Origin of the sequence: Enterococcus sp. 2G9_DIV0600, assembly GCF_002140615.1 — a bacterium.
In the GTDB taxonomy this organism is placed as follows: Bacteria; Bacillota; Bacilli; order Lactobacillales; family Enterococcaceae; genus Enterococcus_D; species Enterococcus_D innesii.
The window spans coordinates 1-21,886 of record NZ_NGLL01000002.1 but is presented as its reverse complement, the minus strand read 5'-3'; the positions used below and the strand labels follow the sequence as shown (position 1 = coordinate 21,886).

Here is a 21,886-nt window from a genome sequence, read left to right as displayed (position 1 = left end):
GAAAGCACAAGCTAGTTTACAGGGGTAACGGATGGTTTACAGTTGTTGCTAAATCAGCATTTCATAGGCTTACTTTTTAGGATGTCGAGAAATTTTAAAAGTAATAGTTCATTCAAAAGGTCTTCGTTTTTTAGGTTTCTGACAACGAACCGCTGCTTTTAAAGAGAAACGTTAAAGAAGCCGTTGCTTTAGTTTTCACTAAACCTAGCTGTGAAAGGAAACAAAAAAGCGAAAGAGTAGGCAACGTTTCACGCCGTTAAAACGACAAACGTAAGGCCTCCTTCCGCTTTTTTGCAGCCAATTTTATTCTCTCAAATCAATATCCTTTTGATGGTCGCCGTCTTTCTTATAAACGTTCACCACGGATTCTTTGTTTTCGGCGATTTCTTTGGCACGGGCGATGGCGTCTGCTTTCTTATCGAAATGATCACTGGCACGTTTGGCCCCTTTGGAACGGACTTGCCATTGGTCGTCTTCATACACAACTTCTACATCCGCATCCATTAAGTTTTTCGCATTCTTATTGGTTTGATGGGCATCGTCTTTTTGCGGATTTTTCTCTTTCTGAAAAGCTTTTTTCTCCTCTTCATCTGCATTGTCATACCATTTTTCTGCTTGACTCGTGGCGATCGGGATCGCCCGATCGTCAGAATAACCATCGGCTAGTAGCGCATTGGCGATATCGATCGCTTTTTTACGAACTAAGGGGTCTAGATTCTTCATTGATGCAGGATAATCACGGACATTCCAAGGCATTGTTTGTTTCCTCCTTTTTCTTGATCCAAGGTCTTTTTCTTAAGAGGCGTCCTTTTTCAGGTGCCACCAGTTACTACTCATTAGTTTACGCCCTTCTATAAAAAAGGGAAATCATTTGCTTTTGGTCAAAAATGAGGGCACTTTCTTTTTTCATTTTCTAATAAACGAGGATTTATTTTTGTTAACAAAGCGTTATATTTCCCAAAAAAAAATGAATGGTTTAGAATTTTATTATAGAGAAAAGGAGGACGTAAGAATGAGTGAACCTATTTTGACTGATCCACGGGAACTTTATCACACGGGTAAATACAGCAAACAGGAACAAGATACGCCTGCTTTACAAGAAGAAATGCGACCAAAACCTGATTGTGGCGAAGACTCTTATGAGGGAAGTCAGCAGTTAGAAAACCGGCGGGTACTAATTACCGGTGGGGATTCTGGGATCGGACGAGCAGCAGCGATTGCCTTCGCCCGAGAAGGAGCAGACATTGCTCTACACTTTTTCCCAGGTGAAGAAGAAGATGCCGAAGAAGTTGCAGGGTACATCAAAGAAGCCGGACGTAAAGTGATCTTGCTACCCTATGACCTGCGAGACGAAGCGGCACCACAAGAGATCGTTGACAAAGCGGTAGCAGCATTAGGTGGGTTAGATACATTAGTATTGAACGCAGCACAGCAAATCACGCGGCCATCGATTGCAGAATTACCGATTGAACAAGTGAAAGACACCTTTATGGTAAACATTATCTCAATGTTTGCATTAGTGAAAGCTGCTGAGCCACACTTACCGGCTGGGGGAGCGATCGTGACAACGACTTCTGTCCAAGCCTTTAGTCCAAGTGCTCATTTAATGGATTATGCGGCAACCAAATCGGCGATCGCCAGTTTTACAGTTAGTTTGGCGAAACAATTTGCTGAAAAAGGGATTCGCGTCAATGGGGTAGCTCCAGGACCAATCTGGACACCACTACAATTAGACCATGGTCAACCGCAAGACAAGCTGCCTGAATTTGGTCAGCAAGCATTACTGGAGCGGGCAGGACAACCAGCTGAGCTGGCACCCGTCTATGTCTTTTTAGCTTCCAATAAAGCTAGCTATGTGACAGCACAGATTTATGGTGTTACCGGAGGAGAAGCTATCAACTTATAAGCTTATCAAAAAATCGGAGAAAAAGGAGGAGGTGTCCTATGAGTAAAGTGTGGAAAATCGTATCAATCATCGTTTCGTTGATCTTTATCACTGTCTTATTACCAATCGTATTAATGAGTAATCCTTATATGCAGCTGCCATTTGGTTTGGACAGCAGAGGCAATGTCGTCACGTATTTCTTTGACAACTTGTTTATGCGTCAATATATGTTTTGGGTAGCCGTTGTTTTAATCGCCGTATTCTTGATTGTGATCTTAGTCGTGCTGTTTTATCCAAAAACTAAAACAACCTTTGTTTTGAAAGAGGATAAGGGCGCATTGACGATCGATAAGAAAGCGATCGAAGGACTTGTACGTACGAAAGTAAATGAAAAAGAATTTGTTGAAGGACCAAAAGTGCATGTCAAGGCGACCAAAAATCGAATTTTGATCAAAATCAAAGGCCGCTTGAAACGGACGTCCGCCTTAGTTGGCAAAACCGAAAACTTAATGGCGGAAATCCAACAAGATGTCCAACGAGTGCTTGGCTCAAGTGAAAAAGTCAAAGTCGAAGTCAATTACGCGAATTTTGAACAAAATGAGACTCCGGAAAACCCGCGAGTAGAATAGGAGGGCTATGATGAACGAACTACAACAATACAAAATCCCATTGATTTTTGGAGCAATCGGCCTTGTTCTGGCTGTGTTGTTTGTAACGATCGGTTTTTTCAAAACATTGCTGATTCTACTCCTAACAGGTTTGGGTTTTGCGCTAGGATTGTATCTCCAACGTACCGGTATCATCGACGAATTTTTTAACCAACAATAACGTATTTTATAGGAGGAATTTTTAATGAATAACGATAAAAACGAATTAAACAATGAAAAAAATGTCAGCGCACATCCAGATCCAGTGGTTCCCAACACCAATCATCAAGCCAATGAAAATGCAATTCCAATGACTGAATCACCTGATCCAGTCGTGCCAAATGCTGAAAAAGCAGTAGCAGGACAACAAAACGGACCAAAACCAGGGGATCATCCAGCACCAGGAAATCCAAATCCAGCCGGACATCATCCAGCACCGCCAAAACCTGACCACAACGATTTTGAAGGACCAACCGGGGATGCACCCGTTCATGGTTCATTGACCTATGATGACAAAGTGATCCAAAAAATTATCGGGATCGCATTAGAACACGTGGATGGTCTGTTGACGGTCGATGGTGGTTTCTTCTCTAACATTGCGGAAAAATTAGTCAATACAGACAATGTGACTGCCGGTATCAATACCGAAGTAGGGAAAAAACAAGTAGCCGTTGATTTAGATATCGTGGTTGAATATGACCGCAACATCCCAGAAATCGCTGACCAAGTCAAAGAAGTCATCCAAAAAGAAGTAACAACAATGACCCAATTAGAAGTGATCGAAGTCAACATCAATGTTGTAGATGTAAAAACGATCGCTGAATACGAAGAGGAACAAGAAACGGTTCAAGACAAAGTATCGTCAGCTGCATCTAAAACCGGCGACTTTGCTTCACGTCAAACCAACAAAGCCAAACATGCGGCTTCCCGCGCGTCTGATCGTATCGAAGAATACAACGAACCTCGCGTGAAATAAAAAGTTTCATATGAAATAAAAACAAGCATTGATCCTGAGATCAATGCTTGTTTCTTTGCGAAGAAAAGCTGACCAGCAAGGTTGGCAGCCTTGCGGGTCAAGGAAAAATGAAAAAAGTTTTTTGGATTGAAATGAGTATAATTTCTATGCCTTAAACCAACCTTAAAGCCCCAGTTAAAAAATGGTAAATTCTCCTAGAAAGCAATCTCTGGCTATTGCATCACATTGCTTTTTGCGTTAAAGTAGGAACTAGTCTGTGAAACATTTTTCTGTTTCACAAAATAGAAAGGATTCGTTATGCTACCTGAAGAATTTCATGAAGAATTACGCAAAAACGGGATCGTTTTAACCGAAGAACAAATGGAAAAATTCGCTGTCTATTTCGAGCGTTTAGTCGAATGGAATCAGAAGATGAATCTAACCGCAATCACGGAAAAATCAGAAGTGTATTTGAAGCATTTCTACGATTCTGTTTCCTTAGCTTTTGAAACCGCCTTTGATCCGCAAAGTCATTTGTGCGATGTCGGTTCAGGTGCTGGCTTTCCAAGTATTCCACTAAAAATCGTGTTTCCTGAATTAGAAGTGACGATCGTCGACTCTTTAAATAAGCGCATCACCTTTTTACAAACCCTTGTGACGGATCTACAATTGGAAAATGTCCACTTGTACCATGACCGTGCAGAAACATTTGGTCAAAACCCGCAATTTCGTGGGCAATTCGATTATGTGACCGCTCGTGCGGTTGCCCGTTTGAATGTGTTAACGGAACTCTGTGTGCCATTGGTGAAAAAAGCAGGCTATTTTTATGCGCTCAAAGCTGCCAAAAGCGAGGAAGAACTGGTTGAAGCCAAACCAGCGATCTCACTCTTAGGCGGCAAATTTATTGAAGAAAAAAGCTTTACCTTACCGGTCAGCGGCGATGAACGCCATCTTTTGATCATTCAAAAGAAAAAAGAAACGCCAAAGAAATACCCCCGCAAACCGGGAATGCCAGCGAAACAACCAATTAAATAGGAGGAAAATCAATGGCCCGTATTATTTCTGTTGCAAACCAAAAAGGCGGCGTAGGCAAAACCACCACAACGGTGAACCTAGGTGCGTCCTTAGCATTTGTCGGCAAAAAAGTGTTACTCGTAGATATTGATGCCCAAGGCAACGCCACAAGCGGTGTCGGCATTCGCAAACCAGATGTGGAACAAGACATCTATGATGTATTAGTTAATGAAACACCGATCGTTGAAGCGATTTTACCTAGCAGCCGAGAAAACTTGGATATCGTTCCAGCGACGATCCAATTAGCTGGTGCGGAAATTGAATTGACCTCCATGATGGCACGGGAATCTCGATTGAAATCGGCTTTGAATGAAATCAAAGAACAATACGATTATATCTTTATCGATTGCCCGCCATCTTTAGGTCATTTGACGATCAATGCCTTTACCGCCAGTGATTCGATTTTGATCCCAGTCCAATGTGAGTACTATGCATTAGAAGGGCTGAGCCAACTATTGAATACCGTGCGTTTAGTACAAAAACATTTTAACCCTGAGTTAGAGATCGAAGGGGTCTTACTGACGATGTATGATGCCCGTACGAACTTAGGCGCGGAAGTCGTGGAGGAAGTCCGCCGCTATTTCCAAGAAAAAGTATATGAAACCATTATTCCGCGGAATATCCGGTTGTCTGAAGCACCTAGTCATGGATTGTCGATCATTGATTATGATCCACGCTCAAAAGGAGCCGAAGTCTATCAGACGTTAGCAAAGGAAGTGTTAGCCCGTGAAGAATAAAGGGAAAGGATTAGGGCGTGGGATCGATGCGTTGTTTCAAGACCTGCAAGGGTTAGAAGAAGTCGATATCAAGACAGAAAAAGTCGTTGAACTGCCTTTAAACGAATTAAGACCCAACCCTTATCAACCGCGAAAAACCTTTGATGAGCTTTCATTACAAGAACTAGCCAATTCGATCCAACATTCGGGGGTCTTTCAACCGATCATCGTGCGGCAATCATCCGTCAAAGGCTATGAGATCATTGCTGGTGAACGCCGGTTTCGAGCATCCAAATTAGCTGGCAAGGAAACGATCCCCGCCATCATCCGCAATTTTGATGAAGAAGCGATGATGCAAGTCGCCGTTTTAGAAAACTTGCAGCGGGAAGATTTAAATCCTTTAGAAGAAGCAGAAGCCTATGACATGCTGATGAAGAACTTGAAATTGACCCAAGCACAAGTCGCTGAACGTTTAGGGAAAAGCCGCCCGTATATCGCCAATTATTTGCGGTTACTGTCCTTGCCGAAACTCGTCAAAGAAATGGTTCAAGATGACCGTTTGTCTATGGGGCAAGCTCGGACATTATTAGGCTTGAAAAACAAAGAACAGATCTTAAAATTAGCCAATCGTTGTGTCAAAGAAAATCTGACAGTCCGCCAATTAGAACAAATGGTCGCTGAGATGAACGACACGAAAAACGAAAAGAAAAAAGTGCCGCGTCTGATTCGGGAAAAACCGTACTATTTACGAGAAAGCGAAGAACGGTTAATGGATAAATTCGGCACGAATGTCGAGATCCGCGAAAAAGAAGGCAAAGGAAAAATCGAGATCGAATACCTGTCACAAAAAGATTTAACCCGTATTTTAGATTTATTGAACATTCAATTTGATGAAGCTTGAGGTGATAAAGATGTATGATCTTGGGGATATTGTCGAAATGAAAAAACCGCATGCCTGCAAAGCCAATCGTTGGGAAATCATCCGCATGGGGGCAGACATCAAAATAAAGTGTACGAATTGCGGCCACATCGTCATGATGACGCGCCGAGAATTTGATAAAAAGATGAAGAAAATCCTAGAAAAAAAAGAGAAAGAGTGAAGTGAAGCATGGCGTTAACTGCCGGAATCGTTGGATTGCCAAATGTGGGCAAATCTACTTTATTTAATGCAATAACCAAAGCAGGAGCAGAAGCCGCAAACTACCCGTTTGCGACGATCGATCCGAATGTAGGAATGGTGGAAGTGCCAGATTGGCGCTTACAGCGTTTAACAGAATTAGTCCGTCCGAAAAAGACGGTCCCAACCACCTTTGAATTTACGGATATTGCCGGAATCGTCCGCGGTGCCAGCAAAGGGGAAGGATTAGGCAACCAATTTTTGAGCCATATCCGCCAAGTGGATGCGATCTGTCATGTCGTTCGTTGTTTCGACGATGACAACATCACCCACGTAGAAGGCCGCGTGGACCCATTAGCTGATATCGACACCATCAATTTGGAGTTGGTTTTAGCAGATTTAGAATCCGTCAACAAGCGCTATACTCGGGTCGCAAAAATTGCCAAAACCAAAGACAAAGATGCAGTTGCGGAACTGGCCGTTCTTGATAAGATCAAACCGGTCTTAGAAGAAGGGATCTCTGCTCGTTCGATCGAATTTACAGACGAAGAACAGCGCATCGTCAAAAGTTTGTTTTTACTAACGACCAAACCAGTCTTATACGTTGCCAACGTAGCAGAAGAAGACGTGGCAGACTATGAAACCAATGACTATGTCAACAAAGTGAAAGAATTTGCAGCAAGCGAAAATGCGGAAGTGATCGTCATCAGTGCTCGTGCTGAAGAAGAGATCGCTGAGCTGGAAGAAGAAGACAAAGCAGAGTTTTTAGAAGCATTAGGAATTGAAGAATCAGGGTTGGATCAATTGATTCGTGCCGCCTATGATTTGCTGGGTCTAGCAACGTACTTTACTGCTGGTGAACAAGAAGTGCGTGCGTGGACGTTCCGTAAAGGCATCAAAGCACCGCAAGCAGCGGGGATCATCCATACGGACTTTGAGCGCGGCTTTATTCGTGCGGAAACTGTTTCCTTTGAGGATCTGAACCAATACGGCACGATGCAAGCGGCCAAAGAAGCCGGTCGGGTACGTTTGGAAGGAAAAGATTATGTCGTGCAAGATGGCGACGTGATGTTGTTCCGTTTTAACGTATAAAGGGCTTTCTTCCCAGTGAATTTGTGGTAAAATGTCCATTGTGAAGAAAACGCAGAAGGGAGAATCAATTCATGGAACCAGAAACTCTGCGAAATTATGTTTCCGAAAATCGTGAATTAGAACAACAATTAACAAAACGAAACCAACAATATATATTTGATTTAAAAAAATCGCTAGAGGCAGCCAACCTTTCTGAAGAAGAAAAAACGATTGCCTTGCATGAGATGCTGCCGGTCTTAGTCAAAGAACAAAAAGGCGGCAAAACGGCCCGCCAATTATTTGGTACAGTGTCTGAACGTACCGAAGCCATCATCAACAAACCCATTGAGCAAAAAGAATCAGGCCCCTTCTTGATGTGGTTGGATAACACCTTGCTGATTTTAGGGATTTTTGGGTTGATGTTAGGGGTTATGGGAATCTTTACTAGAGGACAAGCACAACCTTATGGCTTATTGACCCTCTTCTTGATGGCGATGCTTGCTGGTTGGGTCTTCTACTTGATGTACAAATACATGTATCAATATGAACGCCCAGGTGCCGATAAGAGCAAACGGCCGAAGATGTGGAAGATCATTTTGATTTTAGTCGCAGCCTTCATGCTATGGATCGTTGTGATCTCGCTTTCTGCGATGATCCAACCACCATTGAATCCACAAGTGGATCCTGTGATTGAAGCCTTGATCGGGGCAGTGGCATTAGCAGCGAAGTACTACTTGAAACGCAAATACAATATCATCAGCAGTCTGTCTGTTCCTAGAGGCTGATGGCTACACGTTGATCGTGCGCCTTCTTTTGTTAAAAAAGACCGCACGATCAGCGTGTTTTTTAGAAAAAATGGCGAATTATGAGATTTGACCAAAGGTTTGAAGAGGATTATTAAGAAAGCTTTCCGAATGGTTGACTTATGAAAAAATCTTTGCTATTTTTTTTAAAATACCTAAAAACTTTAAGGAGTGGTTACAAAAATGTCCAACTGGGAAACCAAATTTGTAAAAAAAGGGTTAACGTTTGATGATGTCTTATTGATTCCGGCAGAAAGTCACGTCTTGCCAAATGACGTGGATATGAAAGTGCAGCTTGCCCCGAATATTACACTAAATATTCCAATCATAAGTGCCAGTATGGATACCGTAACTGATAGTAAAATGGCGATCTCAATGGCGCGTCAAGGCGGACTTGGCGTGATTCACAAAAACATGAGTATCGCAGCGCAAGCAGATGAAGTGCGCAAAGTAAAACGTTCTGAAAGCGGCGTGATCATCGATCCGTTTTTCTTAACACCAACCCACTTAGTTGCTGATGCAGAACATTTGATGAGCAAGTACCGCATCAGTGGGGTACCGATCGTAGAAACGATGGAAAACCGCAAATTAGTCGGTATCATCACGAACCGCGACATGCGTTTTGTCACGGATTATACGATGCCGATCAATGATGTGATGACCAAAGACCAATTGATCACAGCACCTGTCGGTACTTCGTTGAAAGACGCGGAAAAAATCTTACAACAACACAAGATCGAAAAATTACCGATCGTTGATGAAGCAGGGATCTTAAGCGGGTTGATCACTATCAAAGATATTGAAAAAGTGATCGAATTCCCGAATGCAGCCAAAGACACGCATGGACGTCTATTAGTGGCAGCGGCAGTCGGTGTTACCAGCGATACCTTTGAACGAGCACAAGCATTATTGGATGCAGGCGTGGACGCAATCGTTATTGATACTGCCCACGGACACAGTGCCGGTGTTTTACGCAAAATCTCTGAAATTCGCGCGCATTTCCCAGAAGCAACATTGATTGCTGGAAATGTTGCCACTGCCGAAGGCACGAAAGCATTGTATGATGCTGGTGTCGATGTCGTAAAAGTCGGGATCGGTCCAGGATCGATCTGTACTACTCGGGTGGTAGCCGGTGTCGGAGTTCCTCAATTGACCGCGATCTATGATGCAGCCTCTGTGGCACGTCAATACGGAAAAGCAATCATTGCTGATGGTGGGATCAAGTACTCTGGCGATATCGTCAAAGCTTTAGCAGCTGGCGGTCATGCCGTAATGCTAGGCAGCATGTTGGCAGGAACCGATGAATCACCAGGTGAATTCGAAATCTATCAAGGCCGTCGCTTCAAAACGTACCGCGGAATGGGTTCATTGGGGGCAATGGAAAAAGGCTCCAGCGACCGTTACTTCCAAGGGGGCGTAAACGAAGCCAACAAATTGGTTCCAGAAGGCATTGAAGGGCGTGTCGCTTATAAAGGCAGCGTTTCTGATATCATCTTCCAAATGATCGGCGGGTTGAAATCAGGGATGGGTTATGTCGGTGCTGGCAATCTACAGCAATTACGTGATGAAGCACAATTCATCCAAATGAGCGGCAACGGACTAAAAGAATCACATCCCCACGATGTTCAAATCACGAAAGAAGCACCGAACTACTCTGTAAAATCATAAAATGTTTCACGTGAAAACAAACGACCCCCTCTGTTCAAAAGCGGACAGAGGGGATTATTTGTTCAAAAAAGGACGTCACTCTCAGCTATCTAGGCAAGAGTGGCGTCCTTTTCTTTAAAATCACTGCTGGATGATCAGCAAATCGCTTTAGCAGCAGCTTATTCGTTTGATTTCAATGCATCGATCATGTTGACATGAGTCAGCTTCACATGGGTGACGTACATCACGATGATCGTAAAGAGAATCGTCATGCCGCCGGCTAAAGCATAGGCCGGCCAATTGATCACTAATGGAAAGACCATGTTTTCCATCGAAGCTTGGATCAAAATAAAGTCAGTCAAGAAGTAACCTACCACGTAGCCTGCGAGAATCCCAAATAACGTAAAGACGATATTTTCCCGTACGATGTACATGGTGACTTCCTTATTGTAAAACCCTAATACTTTAATGGTAGAAAGCTCGCGAATCCGCTCGGAAACATTGATGTTGGTCAAGTTATACAAGACGACAAAGGCTAATGCCCCTGATAATACAACTAAGATCAAGACAATGGAGTTCAAGTTGCCCATCGAATCATCCTGCATTTTGATCTGAGTGGAAAGGAACGTCGTGTTTTTGACTTTGTCGGTATCTAACAAGGCTGTTGATAAAGCTTCCTCTTGCTTTTTCGTCATCGTCTTGCTTTTGACTAAGAACACATTCGGTTCAAAGGTACTATTGGTGATTTCTTCGTAAACGGTTGGTGACAGATAAAGAGAATTGCCTAAATAATTTTCTGCGATGCCACTAATAGGTACTTCAAAGGCTTCTTGATCGCTGGTATAGAAGGTCAATGTATCGCCAACCTGCAGATCATACAATTCTGCGTACTTCATAGTCAGTACGGCGCCCTCTGTTAATGACAGCTTCTGTCCTGCCGTCGTTTTCAAATGGACATAGTCTGCAAAAGCATCCTGATCTGCCGGAACCATCAAGGTCAAACTTTGTTTTCCTTGGTTAGCCGGTCGAATCTCGATCGTTTCATTGTAGACTAGCATCGAATGGGTCACAAGAGGCTCGTCTGTTAAAACCGTTTCAGCGGCAGCAACGGTTTCTTCCTTCGCATCATTTAAGGTCACGACGGCTTGATAATCCGTAATGGGCCCAAATTGTTTTGCAGTCACGGCACTTAGAGAATCTTTCAACCCAACGCCTGCCACCATCAGTCCCGTACAACCGGCGATGCCAATGATTGCCATGATCATTCGCGATTTGTAGCGGAAGATGTTACGGAAGCTGACTTTTTGATTGAAGCTTAAACGGGACCATAAGGGGGTAATTGCTTCTAATAAAATCCGTTTCCCGGGCTTTGGTGCGCGAACTTGCAGCAGCTGAGCGGGTTTTTCCCGCAATTCTTTGATCAGAACAAACAGACAGGCACCAAGCGTCGCCAGTAAAAAGGCGATTGCGGCCAAAATAATTGGCGACCAGACATAATAGACGCGAATCCCGTCTAAAAGATACCGTTCGCTGGATAGGAAATAGATCAAACGCGGCAACAGTTCGGTTCCTAATACGGCCCCACTAATAATGCCAATGGCCGAAGAAAGGAGGGCATAAATCAAATATTTAAGGGAGATCTCGACTTTGCCATAGCCCATCGCTTTTAAGGTACCGATCTCTTTACGGTTTTCTTCTACCATCCGCGTCAGTGTCGTAAAGGTGATCAACGCAGCGATAAAGAAGAAGAAGACTGGGAATACATTGGCAATCGCGGCGATACGATCAGACAGCCCGCCATATTCTTGGAAACCGGGATTGTCTTTGCGCTGGTTGTAAAGATACGTGGGCTCTGCCAAGTCTTCGATCTCTGCCCGTTTTTCTGCCAGTGTTTGTTGGGCATCAGTTAGTTCTTGTTGCTGTTCATCTAATTGGGCTTGCTGCTGTGTCAATTCTGCTTCCCCAGCTGCCAATTGGCCTTCGAGGGCTGCTTGTTGTACGGGCGGCAGCTGTGCTAAGGCGGCTTGCTGTTGTTCTAGTTCCGCTTTGGCCTGATCCAGTTGGGCTTGTCCATCAGTTAACTGTTTTTGTCCATCGCGGACTTCTTTTTCTGCAGGGGCTAATTCATCAAAAGCGTCTTGTTGAATTTCTGCTAAGCGTTCTTTAGGACGGTCCGCAAACAGTTCCTCAATCGTTTCTTGATGGGCTGCCATCTTGTCGGTGTACGCATCGGAGTATGTTTCAAGCCCGGCGACATCATCAAAGGCGAGATAGAGGATCGATTTGACCTCCATCGTGAACTGTTCTTCCGGTACATAAGCAAAATACGTCACGACACCGCTGCCGACATTCGCATAGCCCCGTTCGGCAGCACTGATATAAATCGGAGAAGTGGCAAACCCAACGATCGTATACTCTTTGTCCGACAGATTATCGGCATCATCGATCGTAAAAGTATCCCCTATTTGCCAGCCATAATTTTTTGCTTCGGTGTCCAGCACGATTTCATCGGCTTTTTCTGGCAGTCGGCCATCCTTCACCAGTAACTGGTTGAGTTCCTGTGAGGGATCATAGGAGGTCACTTGCACGACTTCATCTGAGTTGGCAGCGTAATAAAATTGATAGGCGGCTTCTGTGTGAGCACCACTTTTTTTCGCCGCATCAATGTCGTCCTCCGTCAATCCCAGCGTGGAAGTGACTTGCAGATCTGCTAAATGCTGGCTGTTGACATATTCACTTGCGGAATGATTCAGGATCGGGCCGGTCGCTTTGACACCGACAAAGAGAAAAGTTCCTAAAAAAATGATCAAGGTGATTGCGATAAAGCGGCCTTTTGATTGGCGAATCTCTCGCAAACTTGCTTTAAGATAGGTCTTATTTTTCATCAGATCCTCCTACCAAACGATTTCATCGATCGAGATGGGATGAGGATTCTCTTCAATGGAACGGACAGTGGCATCGTTGATATGGATCACCCGATCGGCGATCGGGGCAATGGCGCTATTATGGGTGATGATCAACACCGTATTGCCATTTTTCCGGCTAGCGTTTTGCAAAAGCTTCAACACTTGTTTTCCTGTTTCAAAGTCCAAGGAACCAGTCGGTTCATCGCATAGCAGCAGTTTCGGGTTTTTGGCTAACGCCCGAGCGATCGATACCCGCTGCTGTTCCCCACCAGAGAGCTGCGAAGGAAAGTTGTTTTTGCGGTTTTCTAACCCGACTTGGGCTAAGACTTCATCAGGATCGAGTGCATTCGGTGAGACTTCTGTTGCCAATTCAATGTTTTCTTTCGCTGTCAAATTCGGGACTAAATTATAAAACTGGAAGACGAACCCGACGTCTGTGCGGCGGTATTCCGTCAGCTGTTTGTCGTTAAACTTCGCGATATCGACATTGTCGATAATGATTTCTCCTTCATCTGGCGAATCCATCCCGCCTAAAATATTCAAAACGGTCGATTTTCCGGCACCACTGGGTCCAAGGATCACCACTAATTCGCCTTCTTCAATGGCAAAGGAAAGATCGTTGTTGGCAGTGATGGTGGTTTCGCCCATCTGATAGCGTTTATATTCATTCTTTACTTCAACATAACTCATTAATAAAGCCTCCATTTTTTAAACACGTGTTGATTTAATCACATGGTGTTAGTATACTAAGAAAGAAAAGTAAGAGCAATCCTCAATGCTTACGTATTTGTCATTAAATAGACAAATATTGATCAAATGTACAGAGAAAAGGGGAAACGATATGGTAGGGACTGTGGGGAACCGTCGAACGATCTACTCGAAAAAAGTGATCCGGCGCGCCTTTCAGGAGTTATTGTTGGAAAAAGAGTACCGCAAAATCACGATCAAAGAGATTGCGGAACGAGCAGATATCAATCGGGGAACATTTTATAAATATTATAAGGACACAGCCGCTTTGTTGGAGGAGATCGAAGGGGAGCTCGTTGAGCAGATCGCATCGAACTTGCAGCAGGAAAATTTGTCATTGGATCTTTGGCTGGAAAAGCTATTGACGATTTTGTATGAGAATCCTAGTACCACCCATTTGATTTTGTTGAACAACAGCCATTTGCTGAATCTTTTGTTGTCTGAGATTAAACCGGAGACCTTGAAACGGTTTGCCCAATACTTTCAAGATGCTTCCGAGGAAGAATTGGAGCTGTGCCTGAGCTTTTTTGTCTGCGGATCTATCGGGTTGATCGAACGCTGGCTCAAAGATTTTTCAACGATGCCGCCAAAAGCTGTCGCTGATCTATTGATTCAAATTTTTGTGACTAATGTGTATGAAGAAAAGAAGGGCTAAAAAAGAGGGAACGATCCAATAACCAAAAAGGAACGCAGCAAGAGACAATTTGCTGCGTTCCTTTTTCTCTTAATCAACGAGGCGTTCATCGTTCATCCCAAAGTATTGATGCAGCGGTTTTTGCCGTGCGCCTAATAATTGATCGACGGTCACGAATTCGTAGCCTTCGTTTTTGAGCGTTTTAATGACTCCCGGTACAGCTTTCACAGATTTCGGGTGGATATCATGAATCAAGATCATGGCACCATTAAAGACATTTTGTTGAACCAAGGCATTGATTTTCTTCGGATCCTTCAATTTCCAGTCTTGAGAATCGATGTCCCATTGAATGATCGGCATGCCGATGGTTTCTGCGCTTTGTTTGTCGATAGCGCCATAAGGGGGCCGTAAATTCCTAGGTAGTAAACCCGTCGCATTGTAAATGGCTTTATTGGTTTTCGTGACTTCTGCCTGCAAATCTTCCGCTGAAAGAGTATTCAGCTGCGGATGAGAGTAAGAATGACTGGCGATCTCGTGTCCAGCTTCTTGGACTTTTTTGGCAGCTTGCGGATATTGCTCAACCATTTGTCCTAGCATAAAGAAGGTCGCTTTGACATCATTTTCTTGTAAGATGTTCAACAGATCCATGGTGGAGGTGTTGTTGGGTCCATCATCAAAGGTCAATGCCACGTATTTTTTATTGGGGTCAAGACTTGGCAAGGCATTGTCGAGTTGGTCAGCAGCCACGAGATCAGGATCAATGAATGGGGCGATCTCGCTGTAAGACAGGGTGATTTCCGTCGCTCCCGTCTGATTTTTTGGCAATTCGATGGTCAGCTTTTCCGGATCATAAGTAAATTTCGAATCGAAGGTGATCCGCTCCATGGCCAAGACGGCGTCGATGATTTTTGCGGGTTCCTTAGCTTGATCCAGCAGTTTCTGTTGAATGACTTGCTGAATACCTAATAAGCTGCCTTCATCAGGAACCAGTTCTTTCAAAGACAATTCGGTTTGTGTCTTCTCTGAAACAAAGATCGGTGCATCTGTTAAACGATCAGCATCTTCAAAACGACCGGTTTCTCGATTCCATACATAGCTGTCGGCTTTTAATGAATAGGTAGAGACTTTTGCAGCTACCGTTTGTGCTTGGATACGGGCAACGGTGACGACTTCTTTTTCCGTTTGTTTTTTGCGCAATGACTCAGCGGCTTTCGTCAACCGATCTTTGATATCTTTGATGGGAAACGTATCGAGGTCTTGCGGGCGGTAGATCAGTTCTTTGTTTGCTCCTTCTGAGAGCACTTCAGGCGTTGTTTTTAACCCATTTTGGCTTTGTTCTGCTTGGATTGATGCCAATAATTTCTCCGCAGCTGCCTCATATTTTGCTTTGGCGGCAACTTCTTGTTGGTGCAACGTGTAAAGGACTGAGCCAGCCGTTGCGATCAAAACGATCAATAATAAGGCGAATAAGGAAAAAATTGCTTTTCGATACGGCTTCTTTTTCGAGGGTGGTCCTTTCGGTCTTTCTTCAGCGGATGCTGTTCGTTTTTGATTATTGTTTGGTTTCTTGTGTAAGTCACTCCGACGGGCATAGGTCTTTCGTTCGGGCATTGGTGAAGCTCCCTTCATTCCATCCTAAATTATGCCCACGTTACCATAAGTCACAGGCACTTTCAACGATCATGCCCGGTTTCTGATAGAGGATTAAAAAGACAAAGGGATTTTTCTAATTATTCGCTTAAAAATTACAACCTTGTTGCGTTGTTTCTCTTGCAAGAAGCGATCAAAGTGGCTAGGGGGGATTGAAACCACTACAGGCGACGTGAACAAGAAAACCCCTAGGGAACGTTCACGCGGTGTGACTGTTCTCTAGGGGTTGCTACTGAGGTTACTAAGGCTCAGGCTTTTTCAATTTTTGTCAGTCCGCCCATGTAAGGAACCAGAACTTCCGGTATCGTTACACTGCCGTCTTCGTTTTGATAATTTTCAAGCACTGCAGCCACCGTCCGACCGACAGCCAGACCAGAGCCGTTTAGTGTATGCATGTAGTGAATCTTGCCCTCTTGATCGCGGTAACGGATCATAGCACGGCGTGCTTGGAAGTCTTCACAGTTTGAGCAAGAGCTGATCTCACGATACATCTCTTGGGCAGGGATCCATACTTCTAAATCATAGGTCTTCGCTGCAGAAAAGCCCATATCTCCTGTACACAAGCTAAGCACACGGTAAGGCAAATGGAGTTTTTGCAAAATGTCTTCGGCATTAGCCGTCATTTTTTCTAATTCTTCATAAGAATGTTCTGCATCACTGAATTTCACCATTTCGACTTTATTGAATTGATGCAAGCGAATCAAGCCGCGAGTGTCACGGCCAGCGCTGCCGGCTTCCGAACGAAATGATGGGCTCAAGGCAGTGAAGTAGGCAGGGAGCTGCTCTTGTTCTAAGATCTCCCCTTGATAGTAGTTGGTCAAAGGTACTTCCGCAGTCGGGATCAAAGTCAAATCAGTGTCTGCCAATTGGAAAACATCTTCTTTGAACTTCGGAAATTGCCCAGTACCGAACATTGCTTGGCTGTTGACGATATACGGGGTGATCATCTCTGTATATCCATGCTCATAAACATGCTGATCCAACATGAAGTTGTATAAGGCACGTTCCAAACGAGCACCTAAGCCTTTGTAGTAAACAAAACGGCTACCAGAAACTTTGGCACCCCGCTCAAAGTCGAGGATCCCCAAGTCTTCTGCGATCTCCCAATGGGGTTTTGGTTCAAAGTCAAAGGTTTTTGGTTCTGCCCAGCGGCGGACTTCTACATTGTCGTCTTCATCTTTGCCCACCGGAACAGAATCATTCGGCAAGTTCGGCAATGTCGTGGCGATCTCTTTGATGTCTTCATCGATTTGGGCGATTTCTTCATCCAATTGCTTGATTTGGCTACCGACTTCTTTCATTTGGGCAATTTTATCTGCCGCGTCTTCTTTCGCCCGTTTCAAGGCAGCGATCTCACCAGAAACATCGTTGCGCAATTTCTTGCGTTCTTCCGTTTGGACTAAGAGTTCTCGGCGACGTTCGTCAAGCGTTAAAAAGCGGTCCAACACTTCTTTTTGCACGCCGCGTGTTGCGAGTTTGCTTTGTACTTCAGCAAAATTTTGGCGAATCATTTTTACATCTAACATAGTGATACATCCTCCTTTGATTTTTCCATAGAAAAAAGGCCATTCCGATCCCGTATTGCTTGGGACGAAATGACCATTCGCGGTGCCACCCAAGTTCAGCTTGCGCTGCCCTTGCTGCTCGTATCGTGAGCCAACGATTTTTCTTTCGAAAAATACACGTTAAAGAACTGGATTCTATTTTTTCCAACACTGATTTTCACCAACCATCAGCTCTCTATACAGATGAAAAAAATATACTAGGTTCTGTGCCTTGATTATTTTCTCTAGCATACCCAAAAAATGTTGGGTCGTCAACCATAGGTTTGTGTGTTGGATAAGTTGTTGCGTTTCAACGGGAGATGGATAATAAAGGACGTCCATTCCGGCGTTGACTTGGCATAGATATAGCCGCCATGTAAGGCGACGATGCTTTGAGCGATCGCTAGACCTAAGCCAGTTCCTCCTGTTTCTTGAGAGCGGGATTCTTCCACTCGGTAGAAACGGTCGAATAGAGAATCAAGGGCTTGCTTAGGGATCATTTGCCCATTGTTTTTGACTGTTAAGATCGCTTCGGTCCCGACTTTCTCGACTTCCATGCGGATCTTATCGGCGCCTTTGCCGTATTTCAAGGCATTCGAAAGCAAGTTATTGAAGACCCGCACCAGTTTTTCGGTATCGCCATCCATCTCGATATGCTCTGGACGGGTGTACGTTTCAATCTTGATACCTTTTCGGCTAGCTTCTAATTCAAAGTCCGCCGCCAATTGTTCCACTAGCTGAGCCATATCAAATTCCATCACATTGATTGGCACGCTAGGCTGGCGCACTTTTGTGTATTCAAACAAATCATCGACGAGGGATTTCATTTGCTTGGCTTTGACATACGCCGTATGGGTATATTTCAGCAATTCTTCTTCTGAATGGTATTGTCGATCTTCAATTAGACCTAAATAGCCGATGATCGAAGTCAATGGTGTTCGAATGTCATGACTGACATTGGTGATCAGCTCATCTTTGGATTGCTCGATCCGCCGTTCATCTTCGATCGCCGCCACCGTACTGTCGACTAAGCCGTTGATATTAGAAACGATCCGACTTAAATCGCCCCGTAACTCGAAGGGGATGCGATGATCGTAATTGCCTTCCGCAATAAAATGAAGCTCACTGATGATGTGACGTAGCTGCATTTGATGGTAGCGGCGAATCAAACGCCAATATAAGACGATCACATCTAATAGGAAGAACATCGGTAGAATGAAGTTACGCCCACTGCGGAAGATATCCGTATTAAAGGCAGACGTGAAAGCATTCTTCGATGCGTAGATGGCATCAACTAAATCTGGTGAGTTTTCAACGATTGAGGTCAAGATGACCAAAATAGCGATATTTAATAGAAGTAAAAGAACAATCGTTACAATTCCTTCGGCAAATAACTCACTGATTTCCTTTGAGGTCAACGTGATCCGTTTCTTTTTTTCGATTGGTGTGTTGCGCTTTTTTTCAGTTGGTTTACTTCGCATCTATTTTGTAGCCGACCCCCCATACTGTTTGGATGACTTTTTCACCATCCGTGGCTTCTTCGATCTTATCTCGTAAGTGACTGACATGGACCATAACTGTTTTGGCAGAAACGACACTTTCTTGTTTCCAAACTCGTTCAAAAATCTCATCGGCGCTAAAGACACGGTTGGGATGCGATGCCAGTAAGTAGAGGATACCAAATTCTAATGCAGTCAATTGAATTTCGTTGCCATCGACGGTTTTTACTTCATGGGAATCGCGATTGATAATAAGAGAGCTTACTTCCAGAATCTCTGGTTGATTTGAAGCAGCCTGCATCTTGGTTCTTCTCAATAACGATTTTACCCGGGCCATAACTTCTAATGGGTTGAAAGGTTTTGTGACATAATCATCCGCACCGGCGACCAATCCACGAATCTTATCCATATCGGTTGTTTTAGCGGTCAGCATAATAATAGGGATTTGGGATTCTTTTCTCAATTCTTTCACGACTTGCATGCCATCCATTTCCGGCATCATGATATCTAAGATCAATAGTTCGATATCAGAAGTGGTGCGGATCTTGGTCAGTGCTTCTTTTCCATCATATGCTTTGACCGATTCATAACCTTCATTGTGTAAATAAATGCTTAATAGTTCTACGATCTCTTTGTCATCATCTGCTACAAGTATTTTCATACTGGGTCCTCCTAGGAACAATATTCTTTTCTCCATTTTAGCAAATATTCCACAAAATAGATAAAATCATACTTAAATTTATAAGAATGATAGGAATTAAGAAAACACAAAAAGGAAAAAGACGAACGATAGGCAAATAATAACGGAAAAAGTCCTTAAAAAAGGCGGAAATCACGGACTAAAAATCACGAATCATCTTTGGAAACGGAGTAACTAGAAACGTTGGTCTATCAATCATTTTATGGTTGACGAATAGCGCAAGTCTTGGTATATTATTACATGTGCCAAATGACTAATTGAATTCCTAAAAAGAATTGAAAAAAGTAGTTGACGCACAGCTCGACAGATGATATTATAACGAAGTCGCAATTTTAAAATAGTTAATTGATGTTGATACATCAACAAAATTAATTGAAAAAAGTTGTTGACAAATAACAAATCATTTGTTATTCTAATTAAGTCGCTGAGACAGCCGCTACGAAGTTGAAAAACAACGAGCGAAAAAAACTTTTAAAAAAGAGTTGACAATTAAATGTCACTCTGATATGATATAAAAGTTGCTAACACAGCACGGTAGACCTTTGAAAACTGAACAAAGCAAGCAAACGAACCAATGTGTAGGACGTTTCAATTTATTGAAACAAATACATGCAAGCAATAGCTAGCAAAGTTAATTTTTATGAGCTTAATGACCGTATGGTCATTCAAACAAATCATTATGAGAGTTTGATCCTGGCTCAGGACGAACGCTGGCGGCGTGCCTAATACATGCAAGTCGAACGCTTTTTCTTTCACCGGAGCTTGCTCCATCGAAAGAAAAAGAGTGGCGAACGGGTGAGTAACACGTGGGTAACCTGCCCATCAGAAGGGGATAACACTTGGAAACAGGTGCTAATACCGTATAACACTATTTTCCGCATGGAAGAAAGTTGAAAGGCGCTTTTGCGTCACTGATGGATGGACCCGCGGTGCATTAGCTAGTTGGTGAGGTAACGGCTCACCAAGGCAACGATGCATAGCCGACCTGAGAGGGTGATCGGCCACACTGGGACTGAGACACGGCCCAGACTCCTACGGGAGGCAGCAGTAGGGAATCTTCGGCAATGGACGAAAGTCTGACCGAGCAACGCCGCGTGAGTGAAGAAGGTTTTCGGATCGTAAAACTCTGTTGTTAGAGAAGAACAAGGATGAGAGTAAAATGTTCATCCCTTGACGGTATCTAACCAGAAAGCCACGGCTAACTACGTGCCAGCAGCCGCGGTAATACGTAGGTGGCAAGCGTTGTCCGGATTTATTGGGCGTAAAGCGAGCGCAGGCGGTTTCTTAAGTCTGATGTGAAAGCCCCCGGCTCAACCGGGGAGGGTCATTGGAAACTGGGAGACTTGAGTGCAGAAGAGGAGAGTGGAATTCCATGTGTAGCGGTGAAATGCGTAGATATATGGAGGAACACCAGTGGCGAAGGCGGCTCTCTGGTCTGTAACTGACGCTGAGGCTCGAAAGCGTGGGGAGCGAACAGGATTAGATACCCTGGTAGTCCACGCCGTAAACGATGAGTGCTAAGTGTTGGAGGGTTTCCGCCCTTCAGTGCTGCAGCAAACGCATTAAGCACTCCGCCTGGGGAGTACGACCGCAAGGTTGAAACTCAAAGGAATTGACGGGGGCCCGCACAAGCGGTGGAGCATGTGGTTTAATTCGAAGCAACGCGAAGAACCTTACCAGGTCTTGACATCCTTTGACCACTCTAGAGATAGAGCTTCCCCTTCGGGGGCAAAGTGACAGGTGGTGCATGGTTGTCGTCAGCTCGTGTCGTGAGATGTTGGGTTAAGTCCCGCAACGAGCGCAACCCTTATTGTTAGTTGCCATCATTTAGTTGGGCACTCTAGCGAGACTGCCGGTGACAAACCGGAGGAAGGTGGGGATGACGTCAAATCATCATGCCCCTTATGACCTGGGCTACACACGTGCTACAATGGGAAGTACAACGAGTTGCGAAGTCGCGAGGCTAAGCTAATCTCTTAAAGCTTCTCTCAGTTCGGATTGTAGGCTGCAACTCGCCTACATGAAGCCGGAATCGCTAGTAATCGCGGATCAGCACGCCGCGGTGAATACGTTCCCGGGCCTTGTACACACCGCCCGTCACACCACGAGAGTTTGTAACACCCGAAGTCGGTGAGGTAACCTTTTTGGAGCCAGCCGCCTAAGGTGGGATAGATGATTGGGGTGAAGTCGTAACAAGGTAGCCGTATCGGAAGGTGCGGCTGGATCACCTCCTTTCTAAGGAATATTTCGGAAGACTACACATCGTTTGCCTTTGTTCAGTTTTGAGAGGT

19 protein-coding genes, 1 rRNA gene and 1 other annotated feature are annotated in these 21,886 nt (G+C 44.2%); of the genes, 13 read left to right on the top strand and 7 right to left on the bottom strand.

Going from position 1 to position 21,886, the window contains the following annotated elements; all coding sequences use genetic code 11:
• Window positions 1-303: 303 nt before the first annotated feature.
• Window positions 304-756 (bottom strand): DUF2188 domain-containing protein, encoded by a 453-nt coding sequence (locus tag A5870_RS13615; RefSeq protein ID WP_081117588.1) that lies wholly within the window; start codon window positions 754-756, stop codon window positions 304-306.
• 256 nt (window positions 757-1,012) lie between these two features.
• On the opposite strand from A5870_RS13615, the gene A5870_RS13610 reads away from it, so the two are divergent.
• From A5870_RS13610 to guaB, 11 genes are all read left to right on the top strand, one after another.
• The gene (locus A5870_RS13610) at window positions 1,013-1,906 is read left to right on the top strand and encodes an SDR family oxidoreductase (protein ID WP_008376956.1); all 894 of its coding nucleotides are present in this window, start codon (window positions 1,013-1,015) and stop codon (window positions 1,904-1,906) included.
• A gap of 38 nt (window positions 1,907-1,944) precedes the next feature.
• On the top strand, window positions 1,945-2,514 hold the full coding sequence (amaP, locus tag A5870_RS13605) for an alkaline shock response membrane anchor protein AmaP (protein ID WP_086293470.1): 570 nt from the start codon (window positions 1,945-1,947) through the stop codon (window positions 2,512-2,514).
• Window positions 2,515-2,521: 7 nt separating this feature from the next.
• Window positions 2,522-2,713, top strand: a complete 192-nt coding sequence (locus A5870_RS13600) for a DUF2273 domain-containing protein (protein ID WP_005226258.1) — start codon at window positions 2,522-2,524, stop codon at window positions 2,711-2,713.
• A gap of 24 nt (window positions 2,714-2,737) precedes the next feature.
• A complete protein-coding gene (locus tag A5870_RS13595) occupies window positions 2,738-3,508 on the top strand; it encodes an Asp23/Gls24 family envelope stress response protein (protein WP_086293468.1) in 771 nt (256 codons plus the stop codon).
• A gap of 297 nt (window positions 3,509-3,805) precedes the next feature.
• Window positions 3,806-4,522, top strand: a complete 717-nt coding sequence (gene rsmG / locus A5870_RS13590) for a 16S rRNA (guanine(527)-N(7))-methyltransferase RsmG (protein WP_005226256.1) — start codon at window positions 3,806-3,808, stop codon at window positions 4,520-4,522.
• Window positions 4,523-4,533: 11 nt separating this feature from the next.
• Window positions 4,534-5,298, top strand: a complete 765-nt coding sequence (locus A5870_RS13585) for a ParA family protein (RefSeq protein WP_005226255.1) — start codon at window positions 4,534-4,536, stop codon at window positions 5,296-5,298.
• A complete protein-coding gene (locus A5870_RS13580) occupies window positions 5,288-6,178 on the top strand; it encodes a ParB/RepB/Spo0J family partition protein (protein WP_005226254.1) in 891 nt (296 codons plus the stop codon). The genes A5870_RS13585 and A5870_RS13580 overlap by 11 nt, the downstream gene beginning before the upstream one ends.
• A 10-nt stretch (window positions 6,179-6,188) precedes the next feature.
• A complete protein-coding gene (locus tag A5870_RS13575) occupies window positions 6,189-6,377 on the top strand; it encodes a DUF951 domain-containing protein (protein ID WP_005226253.1) in 189 nt (62 codons plus the stop codon).
• Between the two features lie 8 nt (window positions 6,378-6,385).
• Window positions 6,386-7,486, top strand: a complete 1,101-nt coding sequence (ychF, locus tag A5870_RS13570) for a redox-regulated ATPase YchF (RefSeq protein ID WP_005226252.1) — start codon at window positions 6,386-6,388, stop codon at window positions 7,484-7,486.
• Between the two features lie 71 nt (window positions 7,487-7,557).
• Window positions 7,558-8,250 carry a DUF1129 domain-containing protein gene (locus tag A5870_RS13565; protein WP_086293466.1) on the top strand — a complete coding sequence of 231 codons (693 nt, stop codon included), beginning with the start codon at window positions 7,558-7,560 and terminating at the stop codon, window positions 8,248-8,250.
• A 201-nt stretch (window positions 8,251-8,451) separates the two neighbouring features.
• Window positions 8,452-9,936, top strand: coding sequence for an IMP dehydrogenase (guaB, locus tag A5870_RS13560; protein ID WP_074535545.1), 1,485 nt, complete (start codon window positions 8,452-8,454; stop codon window positions 9,934-9,936).
• 158 nt (window positions 9,937-10,094) lie between these two features.
• Here guaB and A5870_RS13555 read toward each other — a convergent pair whose 3' ends face one another.
• Window positions 10,095-12,800 carry an FtsX-like permease family protein gene (locus A5870_RS13555; RefSeq protein ID WP_086293464.1) on the bottom strand — a complete coding sequence of 902 codons (2,706 nt, stop codon included), beginning with the start codon at window positions 12,798-12,800 and terminating at the stop codon, window positions 10,095-10,097.
• Window positions 12,801-12,809: 9 nt separating this feature from the next.
• A complete protein-coding gene (locus A5870_RS13550; protein ID WP_086293462.1) occupies window positions 12,810-13,511 on the bottom strand; it encodes an ABC transporter ATP-binding protein in 702 nt (233 codons plus the stop codon).
• 85 nt (window positions 13,512-13,596) lie between these two features.
• Here A5870_RS13550 and A5870_RS13545 point away from each other — a divergent pair, with 85 nt between their 5' ends.
• Window positions 13,597-14,223: a TetR/AcrR family transcriptional regulator gene (locus A5870_RS13545; RefSeq protein ID WP_086293459.1), complete on the top strand. Its 627-nt coding sequence runs from the start codon at window positions 13,597-13,599 to the stop codon at window positions 14,221-14,223.
• Between the two features lie 69 nt (window positions 14,224-14,292).
• Here the strand turns inward: A5870_RS13545 and A5870_RS13540 are convergent, their stop codons facing one another.
• The 4 genes from A5870_RS13540 to A5870_RS13525 form a co-directional block, all read right to left on the bottom strand.
• Window positions 14,293-15,813 carry a polysaccharide deacetylase family protein gene (locus A5870_RS13540; protein WP_086293458.1) on the bottom strand — a complete coding sequence of 507 codons (1,521 nt, stop codon included), beginning with the start codon at window positions 15,811-15,813 and terminating at the stop codon, window positions 14,293-14,295.
• Window positions 15,814-16,100: 287 nt separating this feature from the next.
• Window positions 16,101-17,378 (bottom strand): serine--tRNA ligase, encoded by a 1,278-nt coding sequence (serS, locus tag A5870_RS13535; protein ID WP_086293456.1) that lies wholly within the window; start codon window positions 17,376-17,378, stop codon window positions 16,101-16,103.
• Window positions 17,379-17,435: 57 nt separating this feature from the next.
• Window positions 17,436-17,633, bottom strand: a binding site (T-box leader).
• Between the two features lie 35 nt (window positions 17,634-17,668).
• Complete coding sequence (locus A5870_RS13530; RefSeq protein WP_005232945.1) at window positions 17,669-18,877, bottom strand: sensor histidine kinase; 1,209 nt, start codon at window positions 18,875-18,877, stop codon at window positions 17,669-17,671.
• The gene (locus A5870_RS13525; protein WP_008376963.1) at window positions 18,867-19,556 is read right to left on the bottom strand and encodes a response regulator transcription factor; all 690 of its coding nucleotides are present in this window, start codon (window positions 19,554-19,556) and stop codon (window positions 18,867-18,869) included. The genes A5870_RS13530 and A5870_RS13525 overlap by 11 nt, the downstream gene beginning before the upstream one ends.
• Before the next feature lie 714 nt (window positions 19,557-20,270).
• Between A5870_RS13525 and A5870_RS13520 the strand changes: the two genes are divergently transcribed.
• Window positions 20,271-21,830 (top strand): 16S ribosomal RNA (locus A5870_RS13520).
• Window positions 21,831-21,886 lie beyond the last annotated feature (56 nt).